Consider the following 16,378-nt stretch of genomic DNA (forward strand, 5'->3'; position numbering starts at 1 on the left):
ATGAGCAAGACCATCGAAGCATCAATAGTCGTGGTGGACGACGAGCCCTCGATTCGTGACCTTCTTGTCGCATCCCTGCATTTCGCCGGTTTCGAAGTGACGACCGCGGCGTCAGGCACCGAGGCCATCGAGGTCATCGAGCGCGTACAGCCGGACCTGATTGTCCTGGACGTCATGCTCCCCGATATCGACGGGTTCACCGTGACATCGAGGATTCGCCAGGACGGTGTCACGGCCCCTGTGCTTTTTCTCACGGCGCGTGACGACACCCAGGACAAGATCATGGGGCTCACGGTCGGAGGGGACGACTATGTGACCAAGCCCTTCTCCCTGGAGGAGGTGGTGGCTCGCATCCGTGCCATCCTGCGCCGCACCCGCGAGCAGACGCAGGACGATCCCGTTATCCGGGTAGACGACCTGGAGATCAACGAGGACTCGCACGATGTGACCCGTGCCGGACGGTCCGTGGATCTGAGCCCCACCGAGTACAAGCTCCTGCGCTACCTGATGGACAACGAGGGGCGGGTCCTGTCCAAGGCCCAGATCCTGGACCATGTCTGGCAGTACGACTGGGGAGGGGACGCGGCCATCGTCGAATCCTACATCTCCTATCTGCGTAAGAAAGTCGATGGAATCACCGTCGCCGGACCCGACGGCCAGCCCCATAAGGTGGAACCGCTGATTCAGACCAAGCGTGGCATCGGGTACATGATCAGGGGCCGCAAGGGCCCAGCGGACGAGCAGTGAGCACGACCGAAGGGCAGGCGCCGTCCGTTCGGCGCGCCGCCGGTAGCGCGGATCAGGAGCCGGCCGAGCAGGGGAGGAGCCTGCTGGACGCGATCCCCCTGACCGCGAAGCTGATCGCTTCCATGCTCGTCCTGCTGATCATCGGCACCCTGGGCATCTCCCTGGCCATCCGCCAGATGGCTGGAACCTACCTCATGCAGAAGACGGACGCACAGCTGATCCGTCAGGCCAAGCTGGGCATACGCAACGCCACGCTGCTCAACCGCGAGGACCTGAGCAAGCGGGGTCTGGCGCCGACCGACTACTTCCTGCAGATCCGTGACGGCGACATGCGCATCATCTCGGATGACCTCAACCCGATGAAGGGCACCGGTGTGGTCTCGATCCCCAAACTGCCTGCGGACGGCTCCTATGGCGGCATCGTCATGGACCAGCCCTTCACCACGCCGGCTGCTGTGCGCGAGGGCGGCGGTCGCGATGCGGACCGGGAGAGCCTCAAGCGGGCGCAGGCGCCATGGCGGGTCGTCGCCATGCGCTGGAGTATGGATGCGCCGGATGGTTCAGGCGAAAGCCACGGTGTCCTCTTCATCGGCCTGTCCCTGAGCGAGCAGCAGGACACGATCCACGCGCTGACCCAGTACTGCTGGGTGGTAGGCATCCTGATCGTGCTGCTGGGCGCGGTGATCGCGGCCCTGCTCCTGCAAAGCACCCTCGCGCCGCTCAAGCGCATCGAGAAGACGGCGGCCAAGATCGCCGCCGGGGACCTCTCCCAGCGCATTCCCGAAGGCCCAGTCAACACCGAAGTCGGCTCGCTGGCCGCCTCCCTGAACGTGATGCTGGCGCGCATCGAACGCAGCTTCCACGAACAGGAGGAGACCACCGCCAAGATGAAGCAGTTCGTCTCAGACGCCAGCCACGAACTGCGAACTCCCCTGGCCGCCATCCATGGCTATGCCGAGCTGTACCGGATGCAGCGGCAGCTGCCAGGCGCACTGGAGCGCGCCGACGAATCGATTGAGCACATAGAGGCCTCATCGGCGCGGATGACCGACCTGGTCCAGGACCTCCTCTCCCTGGCCCGATTGGACGAAGGTCGGGGTGTGGATGCCAGCAAGGATGTCAATCTGACCGCACTTGTGGCAGATGCGGTGGACGACCTGCATGCCATGGACCCGCAGCGGGACGTAGCGCGCGGTCGCCTGGCCCCGCCTGCGTCCGGGGGCGCGGCCTTCGACTTCCGGGATGCCGCCTGGGAACGGATTGACATGGTCGCAGACCCCACCCGCTTGCGGCAGGTGGTCACCAACATCATAGGTAATGTCCATCGCTATACACCACCGGACAGCCCTGTGGAGATAGGACTCGGCATGATTGCCCTGCCGTGGTCGCCCAGGCGTCTGGTCGCCCTGCCTGCCGACGAGGGGTCCATGGCCGCGGTGTGCGCGGCGGCCGTGCCCGCCGACACCCCGGGCAGCCGGACATACGTGGTCATGCAGTTCCGCGACCACGGTCCCGGGGCCGACAGGGAGGCGCTTCCTCACTTGTTCGAGCGGTTCTACACGGCCGATCCGTCCAGGGCCAGGCTCAAGGGCGGCACCGGCTTGGGGCTGGCCATCGTCCAGTCGATCGTCAAGGTGCACCAGGGCCTGATCTGCGCCTCGCAGACCCCAGGTGGTGGGTTGACCTTCAGTATCGTCCTGCCCCAGGGCCACCCGGTCTGATCGCCTGTACGCCGCCAGCGACCAACCCCCGCCTGGCACCTGCGCTTGGGCTAGACTGGTGATGGAGAGACTTTGTATTGCATGCGGGGGTGCGGGCTGCCGTGCCCTTCGCTTCCATATTCGGATGAGGGAGAGTGACCATGCCCAGCGGGAAAGTGCGTTGGTTCGATGCCAAGCGCGGGTTCGGATTCATCACCGGCGACGATGGGGAGGACGTGTTTCTACCGGCGGCCGCCCTGCCCGAAGGTGTGTCGACCATCCGCAAGGGCGCCAGGGTGGAGTTCTCCATGGTGACCGGTCGAAAGGGGCTACAGGCCTTGGATGTGCAGCCGGTCGGGCCGGCGCCCTCAATCGTCAAAGCCACCCGCCCGCAGCCGGATGACATGGCGGCGATCGTCGAAGACCTGATCAAGCTCCTGGATTCGGCAGGCGGTCACCTGCGCCGTCACCGCTATCCGGGGGATGCGGAGTCCCGCAAACTGGCGACCCTCCTGAGGGCCGTGGCGGACGACTTCGATGTGCAGGGCTGAAGCGGCTGCCTGGCCGGTCGGCGCCGGGGTGGACGATGGAACGAGACAGACGGGTGCCCAGGGCCGGGATGGCCGGGGCGGATGGTGAAGGTGTGGTAATGCCGCAAGAGCAGCGTAAGCCCCGGGACCTGGCCAGGGATGTGGCCCTTTCCGTGGCGTCGGACCCGAATGAGGTGGGGGAGTTCCTGGGCTCCGACCAGGGTGAGGGTGGGGTCAGCGAATTCCGCTTCGCTTCTCTGATCAAGGGCTATGAGGGGTGGATCTGGTCGGTCACCCTCTTCCACGATGCCGAACTTGATCGTTGGACCGTGGATGAGTCATCGCTGGTCCCCGGTCCCGAGGCCTTGCTGCCGCCCGCATGGGTCCCATGGAAGGACCGACTGCTGCCTTCCGACCTGTCGGTCACGGATGCCATGGGGACCGAGGCGGGGGACCCACGGCTGGAACCGGGTATGCATGGGTCCGATCGGTCGCAAGCGCTGCCGGGCAGAGGAACGGGCGAGGATATGACCGGGCCCGGCGAGGAAGGGTCCGGTGGCGAAGCCACAGAAGAGGCTTCCGATGGTGGTGCGCCCCAGGGCGGTGCGGTGTTCAAGCGGGCCGGCGAGACCCGTGAACCGTCGGACGATCATCACCGTGATGAAGACGCTTGGCTGCGCACCTCGTCACAGGACGTCGATGCCGCCGCGGAGGAGTTCGCCCTGAGCCGCAGGCGTGTCCTGAGCCCGCTGGGCCGGGCCGAAGCGGCGAAGCGCTGGTATGAGGGTCAGCCCGGCCCGAAGTCCCTCTCCACGCGCACGGCGAAGGGCGCTACTTGCGCCACCTGCGGTTTCATGGTCCCGCTCCAGGGTGAACTAGGGACGATGTTCGGTGTCTGCGCCAACCGATGGAGCCCGGACGATGGCCGGGTCGTGGCACTGGACCACGGCTGTGGCGAACACTCCGAGATAGATCCGCCACAGGCCAGCCCGCTGTGGGTCCAGTCAAAGCCCGCCTTCGACGACCTGCACATCGATGTGGTCGAGCAGGCCCCACGGGAGGAGCGGCCCGAGGTGGAGCTGATCGAGCAGGCCGGCGGCCCAGACCGGATAGACGATGAGGATGATGGCGACGAACAGGGCGGGGCTGCCGGGGTCATCCGTCGCAGGAGGCGCGGCGGCAGGCGCCAGTAGGGTTTTTGCGTCAACAGCGCAATGGGGCCTGTCCTATGAATATTCGTCATCTCGAATCGGTAGAGTGAGTAGCAGTCGTATAGGGAAGGACATGTATGTTCGAACGGTTTACCGACCGCGCGCGGCGCGTCATAGTGCTGGCGCAGGAAGAGGCCCGTGCCCTGCAGCACAACTACATCGGCACCGAGCATCTCCTGCTCGGCCTGATACGCGAGGGCGACGGGGTGGCGGCCAAGGCGCTCGCCTCGAAGGGCGTTGAGCTGGAGGCCACCCGCAAGCAGGTCGAGGAGATGATCGGCAAGGGGAATGCCGCGCCCAACGGGCACATCCCCTTCACCCCGCACGCCAAGCAGGTCCTGGAGCTGAGCCTTCGGGAGGCCCTGCAACTGGGGCATTCATACATCGGCACCGAGCACATCCTCCTGGGCCTGATTCGCGAAGGCGAGGGCGTAGGCACCCAGGTGCTCATCAAGATGGGCGTCGACCTGGGCGAGTTGCGCACCGCCACGATCGACATGATCCGCGGCAGCCATGAGGGTTCCGGGGACGGCAAGGGCGACCTGGCCAATGCCGGAGGCGTACAGGACAAGCACGGCCAGACCGGCTCCGCGATCCTCGACCAGTTCGGTCGCAATCTCACCCAGGAGGCGGCCGAAGGCAAGCTCGACCCCGTGATCGGTCGTTCCAAGGAGATCGAGCGGGTCATGGTCGTGCTGTCCAGGCGCACCAAGAACAACCCTGTGCTGATCGGTGAGCCGGGAGTCGGCAAGACCGCCGTGGTCGAGGGGCTGGCGGAGAAGATCCACGCTGGCGATGTGCCCGAGACGTTGAAGGACAAGCAGGTCTACTCGCTCGACCTGGGCTCGATGGTGGCGGGTTCCCGTTACCGTGGCGACTTCGAGGAGCGTCTGAAGAAGGTCCTGAAGGAAATCAAGACCCGCGGCGACGTCATCCTCTTCATCGACGAGATTCACACCATCGTGGGTGCAGGCTCGGCAGACGGGGCCCTGGGCGCATCCGATATGTTGAAGCCGCTGCTGGCCCGTGGTGAGTTGCAGACCATCGGCGCCACCACCACCGAGGAATACCGCAAGTACATCGAGAAGGACGCGGCCCTGGAGCGACGCTTCCAGCCCATCCAGGTGCCCGAGCCTACGATCGCCGAGACCATCGAGATCCTGAAAGGCCTCAAGGAACGCTATGAGAACCACCACCATGTGACGATTACCGACGGGGCGCTCCAGTCTGCGGCGGAGCTGTCCTCCCGTTACATCCAGGACAGGAACCTGCCCGACAAGGCCATCGACCTGGTCGACGAGGCCGGTGCCCGTCTGCGCATCAAGCGGCTGACCGCGCCGCCGGAGCTCAAGGAGCTCGACGCCAAGATCGCCAAGGTCAGCGATTCCAAGGACAAGGCCATCAAGGACCAGGACTTCGAGAAGGCCGCCGAGCTGCGCGACAAGCAGGAGAAGCTGGAGTCCGAGCGCAAGGAGAAGGAACAGGCCTGGCATGAAGGTGAATCCGATGTCAAGATGGTAGTGGACGAGGATGTGATCGCTGAGGTCGTCTCCTCCACCACCGGCATCCCGGTGTTCAAGCTCACCCAGGCCGAGTCCAAGAAGCTATTGGGCATGGAGGCCGAGCTGCACAAGCGGATCATCGGCCAGGACGAGGCGGTCTCCGCCCTGTCCCGCTCCATCCGGCGCACCCGTGTGGGCCTCAAGGATCCCAAGCGTCCAGCCGGCTCCTTCATCTTCGCCGGGCCGACCGGTGTAGGCAAGACCGAGCTGGCCAAGGCCCTGGCCCAGTTCCTCTTCGACGACGAGGACGCGCTGATCCGCGTTGACATGTCCGAGTTCTCGGAGAAGTACGCGGCCTCCAGGCTCTTCGGGGCGCCTCCGGGGTATGTGGGTTACGAGGAAGGTGGCGAGCTGACCGAGAAGGTGCGCCGCAAGCCCTTCTCCGTGGTCCTGTTCGACGAGATCGAGAAGGCCCATCCCGACATCTTCAACACCCTGTTGCAGGTGTTGGACGACGGTCACCTGACCGACGGCCAGGGACGGACCGTGGACTTCAAGAACACGATCATCATCCTGACCACCAACCTGGGCACCCGTGACATCGCGAAGGCGGCTAACACCGGTTTCAACGTGGGTGGCAATACGGAAACCTCCTATCAGCGGATGAAGGACCAGGTCAACAGCGAGCTCAAGCAGCAGTTCCGGCCCGAGTTCCTGAACCGTCTGGACGATATCATCGTCTTCCAACAGCTGACCGAGCCCCAGGTGCGCCAGATCGTGGACCTGGACATCAGCCAGCTGAACGACCGCCTGTTCGAGCGGCATATGTCCCTGGAGCTGACCGACAAGGCCAAGGACCTGCTGGCCGAGAAGGGCTTCGACCCGCTCCTGGGTGCCCGCCCCCTGCGCCGCGTCATCCAGCGGGACATCGAGGATGCCATCTCGGAGAAGATACTGATGGGCGACTTGGAGGACAACGAGTCCGTCGAGGTCGATGCCGAAGGTGAGGGCATCCTCGGCGAGTTCACTTTCAAGGGAAAGCCCTTCGATGGCCCCAGGCATGCCGCCAAGGACAAGGGCCAGGGCACGGAGCCCGAGCTGGTCGGCGCCTCGGTCGTTTCCGCGGATGCTGACGGTTCGTCGAAAGACGCCGGTACTCGATCCTCCGCGGACGACGAGACCGAGCGTCCGGCCGAAGGCGAGGGTGAAGGCGAGTAATCGCCTGTATCTGTGAACATGCTTCGGCATGTTGCGAGGGTGGAGCGATATTCGCTCCACCCTCGTCGCATGTTCGGGGGCACATGCGTGTGCCCGAGGGTGTGTCTGGTCTGGCCTATGCTTCCGTGGCTGCCGTACGCCAATCCCCTAAAGTCCTTGCCGTCCGGCCGCATGTTTGCCTGTGTCGCGCGGCCCGGTGCGGTATCGTACCCTGGCATGCCGCAGGGCCGCTCGCGGGGCCGGGCGTTTCCGCCGCCGGCGATCCGTGGGCCTGGTGGATTCGCGCTCGATGGGTAATCAGGGCCCCGGATACCGGTCACCGGGGCGTGCTGCTTTATCGTGGTCTGTGGTTGGGGTCAGCAGCGCACAAGCGGCAGGATCAATAAGGCCAGCAGATAGGCGGCGGTGCAGCCGATGAAGGCGAGGTCGATTCGACCCATGCTCAGGCGCCGGTAATGCGTTCGATGGCGGCCGCCCTCATAGCAGCGGGCATCCAGTGCCTGGCTCAGGTTATCGGCGTGGCGCAAGGCGCCTGCGAAGACCGGTACGGCTATGGCTACCGCTGCGCGCAGACGCTGGTCCAGGGCGCCCGATTCAATGGAACCACCACGCGCCGCCTGGGCGTCGATGATGGAGTGGACCTCCTGGTTGAGGGTAGGGATGAAACGCAGGGCCAAGGAGAGGACCAGGGCCATCTCGCCGGTGTGGACCCCCCAACGGGACAGCGGCTTCAGCAGGCTCTCGAAGGCGTCGGTCATCTGTGTGGGCGTGGTGGTCTCGACCAGCAGGGCGCCCAGGAGAATGATCAGCAGGAAGCGGCAGGAATAGAGTATGGCCACCCAGACCCCTTGGTCGGTGACCTGGAGCGGCCCCCAGTGGGCCAAGGGCCGGCCGGTCCGGGTGAAGAAGAGGTTTACGGGAACGAGGACAAGCATGAGCAGCAGGAAGACGCGCACCGATTTCAACAGACTCCCGATGGGGACGTGCGCGGCCCCGAAGAGTGTGGCTGTGACTACGAAACCCAGGGCCAGCTGATTGGGCCGGCTGATGAAGAAGGCGGTGAGCATCATCAGCAGGAAGGTGATGATCTTCGCCCGGGGGTCGAGACGACCCGTCAGGCCGGTGCGCGGTCCGTCGGCCTTCGATGGGGCAAGGCCTTCCGACTGGACCTGGTGGGTGGGGGCGGCGGTTCCGGTGGCGCCCGCTGCGGACGGCGGGGTATGGGCGGGCAGGTCCTGAGCGGGACTGGGTTCGGCGGCAAGCAGACCATGGTAGCGCTCCAGCACCCGGCTCACGGGGCCGTATGCGAGCTGCCTGCCGCGCTCCAGGAGAAGGGCCTCATCGGCCAGCTGAAGGGCCTCCTGGTCGGAATGGGTGTTCATCACTATGGTGACGCCCCTGCGATGCAGTACGCGCAGGAGGGCCATGATGCGCTGGCTTGCTGCCGGGTCCAGGCTTGCGGTGACTTCGTCGAGAACCAGGACTTGCGGGTTGCAGGCCACGATCCCGGCTATGGCGACCAGGCGCTGCTGTCCCCCTGAGAGGTCGAAGGGGGAGCGGTCGGCCAGGGCCGCCACCCCCAGCAGGTCCAAGGCGTCCTCGACCCGTTTGCGCACCTGGTCCGGCTCGAGGCCAAGGTTGCGTGGACCGTAGGCCACGTCCTGGGCCACGGTGTCGGCGAAGAGCTGGTGCTCGGGGTACTGCATCACGAAGCCCACCCGCTGGCGCAGGAGGCGCAGGAGTCGGCGGCGTCGTCGCCCCCGGGCGGGTGGGATCCCGCCCGCGATGTCCAGACCGGCCATGCGGATGGATCCCGCGGAAGGGGCCAGCAGGGCGCACAGGAGCCGGGAGAGCGTGGACTTGCCCGATCCGTTGCGGCCCATGACGGCCAGGGTGTGGCCGGCTTGCAACTCGAAGGAGAGGTCCGTCAGGGTCTCGCCGTCCGCATCGGGATAGGAGAAGGAGAGGCCTTGGACGTTGACCGCCGGCGCCGCGGACCCCTGCCGGTCGGCGACGGCGCTGGGCGGAACGCCCCCTTGGCCTTCCTTCGTCGAAGCCGGGACCGCTGGGGCCGGATCCTTATGGATGGGTTCCGGCAGGTGGGAGCTTCCGGACCCCTCCGCAGGCGGGGGGGAGAGAATGGCCAGATCCCGCCGGGACAGCACCTCCCGCGGGGTGCCGGAGGCTACGATCCGACCGTCGGCGAGCAACATCACCCGGTCGGCCCGCCTGGCCTCATCCAGCTGGTGGGTGATGTGGACAACGGCTTTGCCTGCCAAGGCCAGACGGTCCATGATGTCCATGATGTCCTGTTGCCCGGCCGTGTCGAGCATGGCACCGGGCTCATCCAGAATGATCAGCCGGGGCTCCATCGCCAGGTTGCCTGCCACGGCCAGGCGTTGCTGCTGGCCGCCGGACATGCGTGTGGGATCCCGGTCGGCCTGGCCGCTCATGCCGACACGGGCCAGGGCGTCATCGACAGCCTGGGAGATGCGGGCGGGCTGGAAGCCCAGGTTCTCCGGGCCGAAGGCCACATCGTCCCGGGCTACGGTCGTGACGATCTGGTCTTCCGGGTTCTGCAGGACGATGCCGATCGAATGCCGGGCCATCCGGTAGCGCTCGGGACGCACCCGGCCCTTCTCGGCGGGCAGGGAGCCGTCGAAGACGATGGAGCCCATCAGCTCGACCCGCCCGGCATCGGGGGCCGCAGCACCGGCCAGGATCCTGCCCAGCGTGGATTTGCCGGAACCATTGGCACCCAGGATGCACAGGTGTTCCCCGGCCATGACCGACAGGTTCACCCGGTCCAGTGCCCAGGTGCGGCCGCCGTCGTAGGACAAGGAGACATCGTTCAGGCGCGCCAGCGGCGGGACGTTGTCGGTGGCCCCGGCCGGCCTTTCGGAGGTCGGTGCCGTATGTGGCGGCAGGGCTTCGCTCACCGGTTGACCAGCCGGGAGATCGGCTTGTAGACCAGGAAGGTCACCAGGCCGTGGATGGCGAACTTCATCAGGTTGAAGGGCAGCAGGATCGGTACGATCATGGCCAGCACCTCGCCCATGGACATGTGCGCGTAGAGGGGCGTGATCGCGATGTTGCACAGGATGGCCGCGATCACGCCCAGGACGGCACCGGTGACGATGCCAAGGACCGCTCCTGCGCGGGTGTGGATCTTGCGGTAGATCAGGGCTGCGGGCACGCTCAGGGCCAGGGCCACGACGATGGCTACCAGGGCGCCGAAGGGGTTGGTGAACACGTGCGGCAGGAAGCCCAGCACCGAGACGATCGCCGCCGCGGCGGGGCCGAACGCGAAGCCGGCCACCAGGACCACGATTCCCGAAGGGTCGTACCTCAGCCAAGGCGCCACCGGGAAAATCGGGAAGGAGAAGAAGCTGACCACCATCGTCAATGCCACGAACAGGGCGTATACGGCGATCCGTTTGGTGGACCAGCGGCCGTGGTCGGCCCCTCCCGTGGAGTGGGCGTCGGTGAGGGGTGTGCCCGGCGCGTCCGGATGATGCGACTGGTTTGGGGTATGCGAAGACATGCTCATGGAGAGCCTCGTTTCTTCCATCCGGACTGTGACCGTTGGCTTCGGACTCTCACCGACATCCACCGCTTGCACGGGTCGCGGGCTCCCGGACAGCAGAATCCGGATACCGCCAGTAAGGAATTGCACCTTCCCTGAAACATAGACATCATCCAACGTAGCAGGGTGGGTCGGTGGCGTCAATGGTATGTGCGGTCGGTCGGGGCGCAGGTCGGGCTGGTCGCGGGCGCTGTGATCGTCAGGGTCGGTGGCCTGCCGCAGCGTCCGTGCCGGTCCGGGCTCAGGCCTTGCCGTCTTGGGCGAGGGTCCGGCGGTGTTTGCCGACCAGGTGGCAGCCGTATCCGGCGGCGGCGGTGAGCATGAGGGTCAGGCCCGCCAGGCGTGTCAGGGGGATGCGTCCGGCTTTGACGAGGGTGAAGGCCGGTTGGTAGGTGTAGGCGTTCCTGATGGTGTAGTCGGCCTGGTCGGCGCCGGCGGTGTCCCAGCTGATGACCGCGTCGACCGTTTCGTCGTCATGCCGGCCGGTGAGGCCGTGCCAGTGGCCGGGGGAGTCCCGGACCAGGCCGGTGACCGGTGTGCCTCCGAGTTTCAGGTCGTGCACGTTGACGGTGGGCTGGTCGGTGTTTCCGGGGCGGGTGCGTCCGGTGGTGGTGCCGTCGCCGAGCTGGCCGCCGGCGTTGGCGCCCCAGGTGTATACCTGACCGCTGCTGTCGGTGGCGAGGCTGTGCGCGCTGCCGGCGCCCGGGCCGGCTCCTGTGGCGCCGCCGGGCAGGTTGAGCCGTTGGGGGCTGGCCGTGCCGGTGGTGGTTCCGTCGCCGAGCTGGCCGCCGGTGTTGGCGCCCCAGGTGTAGAGGGTGCCGTCGTCGGTCAGGGCGATCATGTGGCTGCCGCCGGCGGCGATGGCTTGGACGGCGGGGTCGCCGGGCAGGCTGATCTTGGTGGGGCCGGTCTTGTCGGTGGTGGTGCCGTCGCCGAGCTGGCCGCTGGCGTTGCCGCCCCAGGTGTAGAGCGCACCGGTGTCGCTGACCGCCGCTGAGTAGTCGTCGCCGGCCGTGATTTGCGCGAAGGCCACGTTCGCGGGCATGGCGACCGCCTGCGGGCTGCTGGTCGCGCCGCCGGTGGTGCCGAGCTGGCCTTTGCCGTTGGCGCCCCAGGCGTATGCCCGGCCCTGGTCGGTGATGGCCAGGGAGTGGAACTTGCCGGCGCCGATGTCGACGAACCTGCGGCCGGCGGGGGCGGCGACGGCGACGGGGGTCTTGCGTGTGGCGGTGTCGCCGGCGCCGAGCTGGCCGCTGCCGTTGAACCCGGCGGCGTATATTTTCCCGTCGTCGCCCAGGGCCAGGCTGTGGTAGAAGCCGGCGGCCACCTGTGTGACGCTGACCCCCGCGGGTGTCTGGAAGGTGACGGGCAGGGGGCGGTTGATGTCGCTGCCGTCGCCGAGCTGTCCGTAGTTGATGCCCCAGGCGTAGGCCTTGCCGTCCGATCCCACGGCGATGGCGTGGCTGGCGCCCGCGGCCAGGGCGGTGAAGGTCACGCCCGCGGGTGCGTGCACGCGCACCGGGGTCGGGCGGTCGGTGGTGGTGCCGTCGCCCAGCTGGCCCTTGTCGTTCTTGCCCCAGGCGTATATGTTGCCGTCAGAGCCCAGGGCGAGGCTGAATCCCGCGCCGCCGGCCGTCCGGGTGAAGCGCACGCCCGGCGCGCCCGGCCCGGTCAGGTCCACGCGCCGGTCGCCGGCGGCGGGCCCGCTGGCGGGGGTGACCGAGAAGGACTGCCGGTCCCATCTGGCCGTCAGGCGCGTCCCGGCGTTCACCGCCCGGTTGAAGTCGTAGGGGCGGCCGTCGCTGGTGAACCATCCGGCGAATCCGTGGCCGCTCCATTGGGGCGGGTCCGGCCAGGCGGCGTGGCGGCCCTCGCCTTCGTCGAAGCTTTGGCTGGCCGGGGCCCTGCCGGGCGCGCCGCCCAGGTCGAAGTCGATCGTGTACCGGTCGAGGTAGCGGTAGGGGAAGGTCTTCGGCGTCCTGCCGTCGCGGGCGACGCTCCATGTGACGGTCACGTCCACGCCGCCGGCCGCGTGGGCCGGGCTGGTGCCCGTCCACCGGCCGCTGGCGGCGTTGTAGCCGCCCGTGGCGGCGCTGCGGTCGAAGCTGACGGCGTCGATGGTCGCGGCGGGCGGCAGGGCGTCGGCCGGCTCCGGGCGGTCGGTGGTGGTCCCGTCGCCCAGCTGGCCCTTGTCGTTGCCGCCCCAGCCGCGCACCTGGCCGTCGATGCCGACGGCGGCGCTGTGGGTCTTGCCGGCCGACAGGCTGCAATAGCCGACGCCGGCGGGGTTGTCGACGGCTTGGGGGCGGGTCGCGTCGCGGGTGCTGTTGTCGCCCAGCTGCCCGTGGTCGTTGCCTCCCCAGGCGAACAGGCGCCCGTCGTCGGTCAGGGCGAGCGTGTAGCCGCTGCCCAGGGCCACCCGCCTGGCGTTTGCGCCGCCGGGCAGGGCCACCTGGCCGGGGGTGCTGTTGTCGGTGGTGGTCCCGTCGCCCAGCTGCCCGTGGTCGTTGCCTCCCCAGGCGAGCAGGCGCCCGTCGTCGGTGACGGCGGCCGAGGTGTTGCCCGAAGCGGCCACCCGGCTGGCCCGGGCCCCGCCCGGCAGGCTGACGGGCTGCGGGTTGTTCGGCCCGGAGCCGGTGAATCCCTGCTGGCCGGACCCGTTGCCGCCCCAGGCGTGGAGCCGGCCGTCCTCGGTGGCTGCCAGGGAGTGCCATTGCCCGGCGGCCGCGTCCGTGAACCGGTGGCCGGCGGGCGGGTCGACCCGTACGGGGGAGGTGTGTTTGGAGGTGTCGCCGGTGCCGAGCTGGCCGGCCGTGTTCGCGCCGGCCGCCCAGATGCGGCCGTCCTGGTCCACGGCCAGGGTGTGGTAGGAGCCGGTCGAGACGCGGGTGACGGCCACCCCGGCCGGTGTGGCGAAGCGCACCGGCGTCGACCGGTTCGTTTCGCTGTTGTCGCCCAGCTGGCCCCAGTTGACGCCCCAGCCGTAGACGCTGCCGTCCGAGGCGAGCGCGAGGACGGTCTGCGGCCCGGCGCTGATCTGGGTGAAGGTCAGGCCGGCCGGCGTGTGCGCGCGCACCGGCACCGTGCTGGCGGGGCCGCCGCCGTCGCCCAGCTGGCCCTTGTTGTTCGCGCCCCAGCCGTAGACGAAGCCGTCCGAGCCCAGGGCGGCTGTGAAGTCGTCCCCTGCGCTCACCTGGGTGAACCGGACGCCGGGCCGGCCGGCGAGCGAGACGCTGACCGGCGTGCCGCCGGCCTTGGGCCCCTTGCGCGGCTCCATGCTCAACGTGTAGGAGTCCCACCGGGCCGTCAGCGACGCGTCCGCGCCGACCGGTTCGCTGAAGTCGAAGGGCCGGCCGTCGCCGGTGAACCAGCCGGCGAACTCATGGCCCGCCCAGCTGGGGTTCTGGGGGCGGGCGGCCGCCTTGCCCGAACCCTCGGTGAACGTCTGGCTGGCCGGCGCCGCCCCAGGGGCGCCCCCCAGGCCGAATGAGACCGTGTACCGGTCCAGGTAGCCGTAGGACAGCTCGTAGTCGGGCTGGGCCCGCCCGTCCACGGTCCAATGGACCGTGACCGGGACCCGGCCGTGGGTGTGGGCGGGGGCCGTCAGCTTCCAGACCCGGCCGGCGCCGTCCCAGGCCGGCGCCGGCGCGGCCCTGCCGTCGATGTCCACCCCGGTGACGGCGACCCGGGCGCCGGGGCTGCCGGCCGGCGGGTCAGGCGCCGTCAGCGACAGCGTGTTCCCCCCGGCGCTGGGCCCGCTGGAGGGGCGCAGCGTGAACGCATAGGCCTGCCAGCGGGCGGTCAGGGTCATGCTGGAGGTGACGGGCGTGCCGAAGTTCCAGGCCGCGCCCGCGTCCGTGTACCAGCCGGTGAGCCAGTGATGCTCCCAGCTGGGCGCCGGGCTGGGTTCGGCGACGGGCTGGGGGTCGTCGGAGTACACCGTCTGGTCGGCGGGCGTGGGGCTGGGGATATGGCCGGCCGCCTCGCCCAGGCTGAAACGCACGGTGTACGGGGCGAAGTACGTGTAGTGGAGGGTGACGCTGCCGGGGCTGCCGTCGACCACGTTGTTGTTGCCGTCCAGGCCGTCGTACCGGTAGTCGACGGTCACGTTCCTCCTGTCCGGGGCACGGGAGGGCAGCGTGATGTCCCAGGCCCCGGTGGCCGGATCGACGCTCCGGTCGCCGGCGCCGATGGCGGCGCCGGCCGCGGTGACGCCGGTGATCGTGTACCGCGGCGACGCCACCCGCACGGGCCTAGTAGTCTGGCCGTATATGCCGCTGGAGTCTTTGCTGACACCGAGCTGCCCTTGGCCGTTGTCTCCCCAGGCGTATGCTTTTCCGTCGCTGATGCCGAGGCTGTGGTCCTCGCCTGCGCTGATGCTGGTCCAGGTGGTGTTGGGGGCCGGGTCCTTGACGCGCACGGGCTTCGTGCTGTAGCGGACGACGCTGCCGGTGCCGAGCTGGCCGCGGCTGCCGAATCCCCAGCCGTAGGCGTGTCCGTCGCTGTCGAGGGCGAGGCTGTGGCTGCCGCCTCCTGCGCTGATGGCCTTCCAGATGGTGTTGGGGGCCGGGTCCTTGACGCGCACCGGCGTGTTCTTGTCGGCGCTACTATCACCGGGTCCGGTGTTTTTGCTGCCGTCGCCGACCTGGCCTTCGCTGTTCCATCCCCAGCCGTAGGCGTGTCCGTCGCTGTCGATGCCGAGGCTGAGGTAGTAGCCTGCGCTGACGGTCTTCCAGGTGGTGTTGGGATGGCCAGCCGGGTCCTTGACGGGCACCGGCGTGTTCTTGTCGACGCTGTAATCGCTGGATGAGGTGCCGTTGCTGCCGTTGCCGAGCTCGCCGGAGCTGTTGGATCCCCAGCCGTAGGCGTGCCCGTCGCTGGCGATGCCGAGGCTGTGCGAGAAGCCTGCGCTGACGGCCTTCCAGGTGGTGTTGGGATGGCCAGCCGGGTCCTTGACGCGCACCGGCGTGTTCTTGCTGGCGCTGCTGCCGTCGCCGAGCTCGCCCCTGTCGTTTTTTCCCCAGCTGTAGGCGTGTCCGTCGCTGGCGATGCCGATGCTGTACAACTCGCCTGCGCTGACGGTCTTCCAGGTGGTGTTGGGATGGCCAGCCGGGTCCTTGACGCGCACCGGCGTGTTCTTGTCGGCGCTATGATCACCGGGTCCGGTGTTTTGGCTGCCGTCGCCGAGCTCGCCGGAGAAGTTGGATCCCCAGCTGTAGGCGTGCCCGTCGTCGCCGATGGCGAGGCTGTGATCGTTGCCTGCGCTGACCTGGGTGAAGCGCACGCCCGCCGGCGCGTGTACGAGCACGGGAATGTTGCGCTTGGCGTTGGTGCCGTCGCCGAGCTGGCCGTAGGTGTTCTGTCCCCATGCGTAGGTGTTGCCGTCGCTGCCGATGGCCAGGCTGTGCTCGTAGCCTGTGCTGATCTGGGTGAAGGTGATGCCGCTGGTGGGCGGTGAGGGTGGGGTGATGGTGGTGTGGGTGCCGGCCGTGTTGGCGGGCCCCCTAGCGGGGGAGATAGTGAACCCGTCTACGGTCTCCGACCCAGGGCTGCCCCCGCGAAGGAGGTGGCTTGGGGAGCCGCTGTGGGCCGGGTCAGCGCTGACCGAGCTTATGGATTGAAGCCCCCCCCCCCCCCTAGGAGGATGAGTGCTAGCGCCACGCATGCTGCGCTGGTGGTACGGAGACTGCGCATTGGTAATCGCTCCTCGAGCGTATGAGCGAAGGTGACTGCCTGGCCCGCCTTCGATTGGTTCCCTTCCATGCCCGCTCGCGGCTCCCCAACCGTTTCGACGGACACAATCTGTGCACCAATATAGCATGCTGCCCTACCCCGCACAGGAATGGTGGTGCAGGAGAAGGTCGTCGATGGCTGGCGCAGCCTG

The 16,378-nt window shown here is 68.0% G+C and carries 8 protein-coding genes and 1 riboswitch; of the genes, 5 read left to right on the forward strand and 3 right to left on the reverse strand.

Annotated elements, in window-relative coordinates; genetic code table 11:
- From CRD59_RS00310 to CRD59_RS00330, 5 genes are all read left to right on the forward strand, one after another.
- Window positions 1-747, forward strand: a complete 747-nt coding sequence (locus tag CRD59_RS00310) for a response regulator transcription factor (RefSeq protein ID WP_113852615.1) — start codon at window positions 1-3, stop codon at window positions 745-747.
- A complete protein-coding gene (locus CRD59_RS00315; RefSeq protein WP_330849110.1) occupies window positions 744-2,468 on the forward strand; it encodes a sensor histidine kinase in 1,725 nt (574 codons plus the stop codon). The genes CRD59_RS00310 and CRD59_RS00315 overlap by 4 nt, the downstream gene beginning before the upstream one ends.
- Before the next feature lie 140 nt (window positions 2,469-2,608).
- Window positions 2,609-2,998 carry a cold-shock protein gene (locus CRD59_RS00320; RefSeq protein ID WP_113852794.1) on the forward strand — a complete coding sequence of 130 codons (390 nt, stop codon included), beginning with the start codon at window positions 2,609-2,611 and terminating at the stop codon, window positions 2,996-2,998.
- Window positions 2,999-3,096: 98 nt separating this feature from the next.
- On the forward strand, window positions 3,097-4,170 hold the full coding sequence (locus CRD59_RS00325; protein ID WP_113852795.1) for a DUF3027 domain-containing protein: 1,074 nt from the start codon (window positions 3,097-3,099) through the stop codon (window positions 4,168-4,170).
- A 95-nt stretch (window positions 4,171-4,265) separates the two neighbouring features.
- Window positions 4,266-6,908: an ATP-dependent Clp protease ATP-binding subunit gene (locus CRD59_RS00330; protein WP_113852616.1), complete on the forward strand. Its 2,643-nt coding sequence runs from the start codon at window positions 4,266-4,268 to the stop codon at window positions 6,906-6,908.
- A 356-nt stretch (window positions 6,909-7,264) separates the two neighbouring features.
- Here CRD59_RS00330 and CRD59_RS00335 read toward each other — a convergent pair whose 3' ends face one another.
- From CRD59_RS00335 to CRD59_RS00345, 3 genes are all read right to left on the reverse strand, one after another.
- Window positions 7,265-9,847 carry an energy-coupling factor transporter ATPase gene (locus CRD59_RS00335; protein WP_236632635.1) on the reverse strand — a complete coding sequence of 861 codons (2,583 nt, stop codon included), beginning with the start codon at window positions 9,845-9,847 and terminating at the stop codon, window positions 7,265-7,267.
- Complete coding sequence (locus CRD59_RS00340; RefSeq protein WP_148666580.1) at window positions 9,844-10,479, reverse strand: ECF transporter S component; 636 nt, start codon at window positions 10,477-10,479, stop codon at window positions 9,844-9,846. Before CRD59_RS00340 ends, CRD59_RS00335 begins: the two co-directional genes overlap by 4 nt.
- A riboswitch (FMN riboswitch) is annotated at window positions 10,464-10,601 on the reverse strand. Its footprint overlaps the gene before it by 16 nt.
- Window positions 10,602-10,735: 134 nt before the next feature.
- On the reverse strand, window positions 10,736-16,159 hold the full coding sequence (locus CRD59_RS00345) for an RCC1 domain-containing protein (protein WP_161522234.1): 5,424 nt from the start codon (window positions 16,157-16,159) through the stop codon (window positions 10,736-10,738).
- Between the last annotated feature and the right edge of the window lie 219 nt (window positions 16,160-16,378).

The organism is Bifidobacterium xylocopae (genome assembly GCF_003315615.1).
In the GTDB taxonomy this organism is placed as follows: domain Bacteria; phylum Actinomycetota; class Actinomycetes; order Actinomycetales; family Bifidobacteriaceae; genus Bombiscardovia; species Bombiscardovia xylocopae.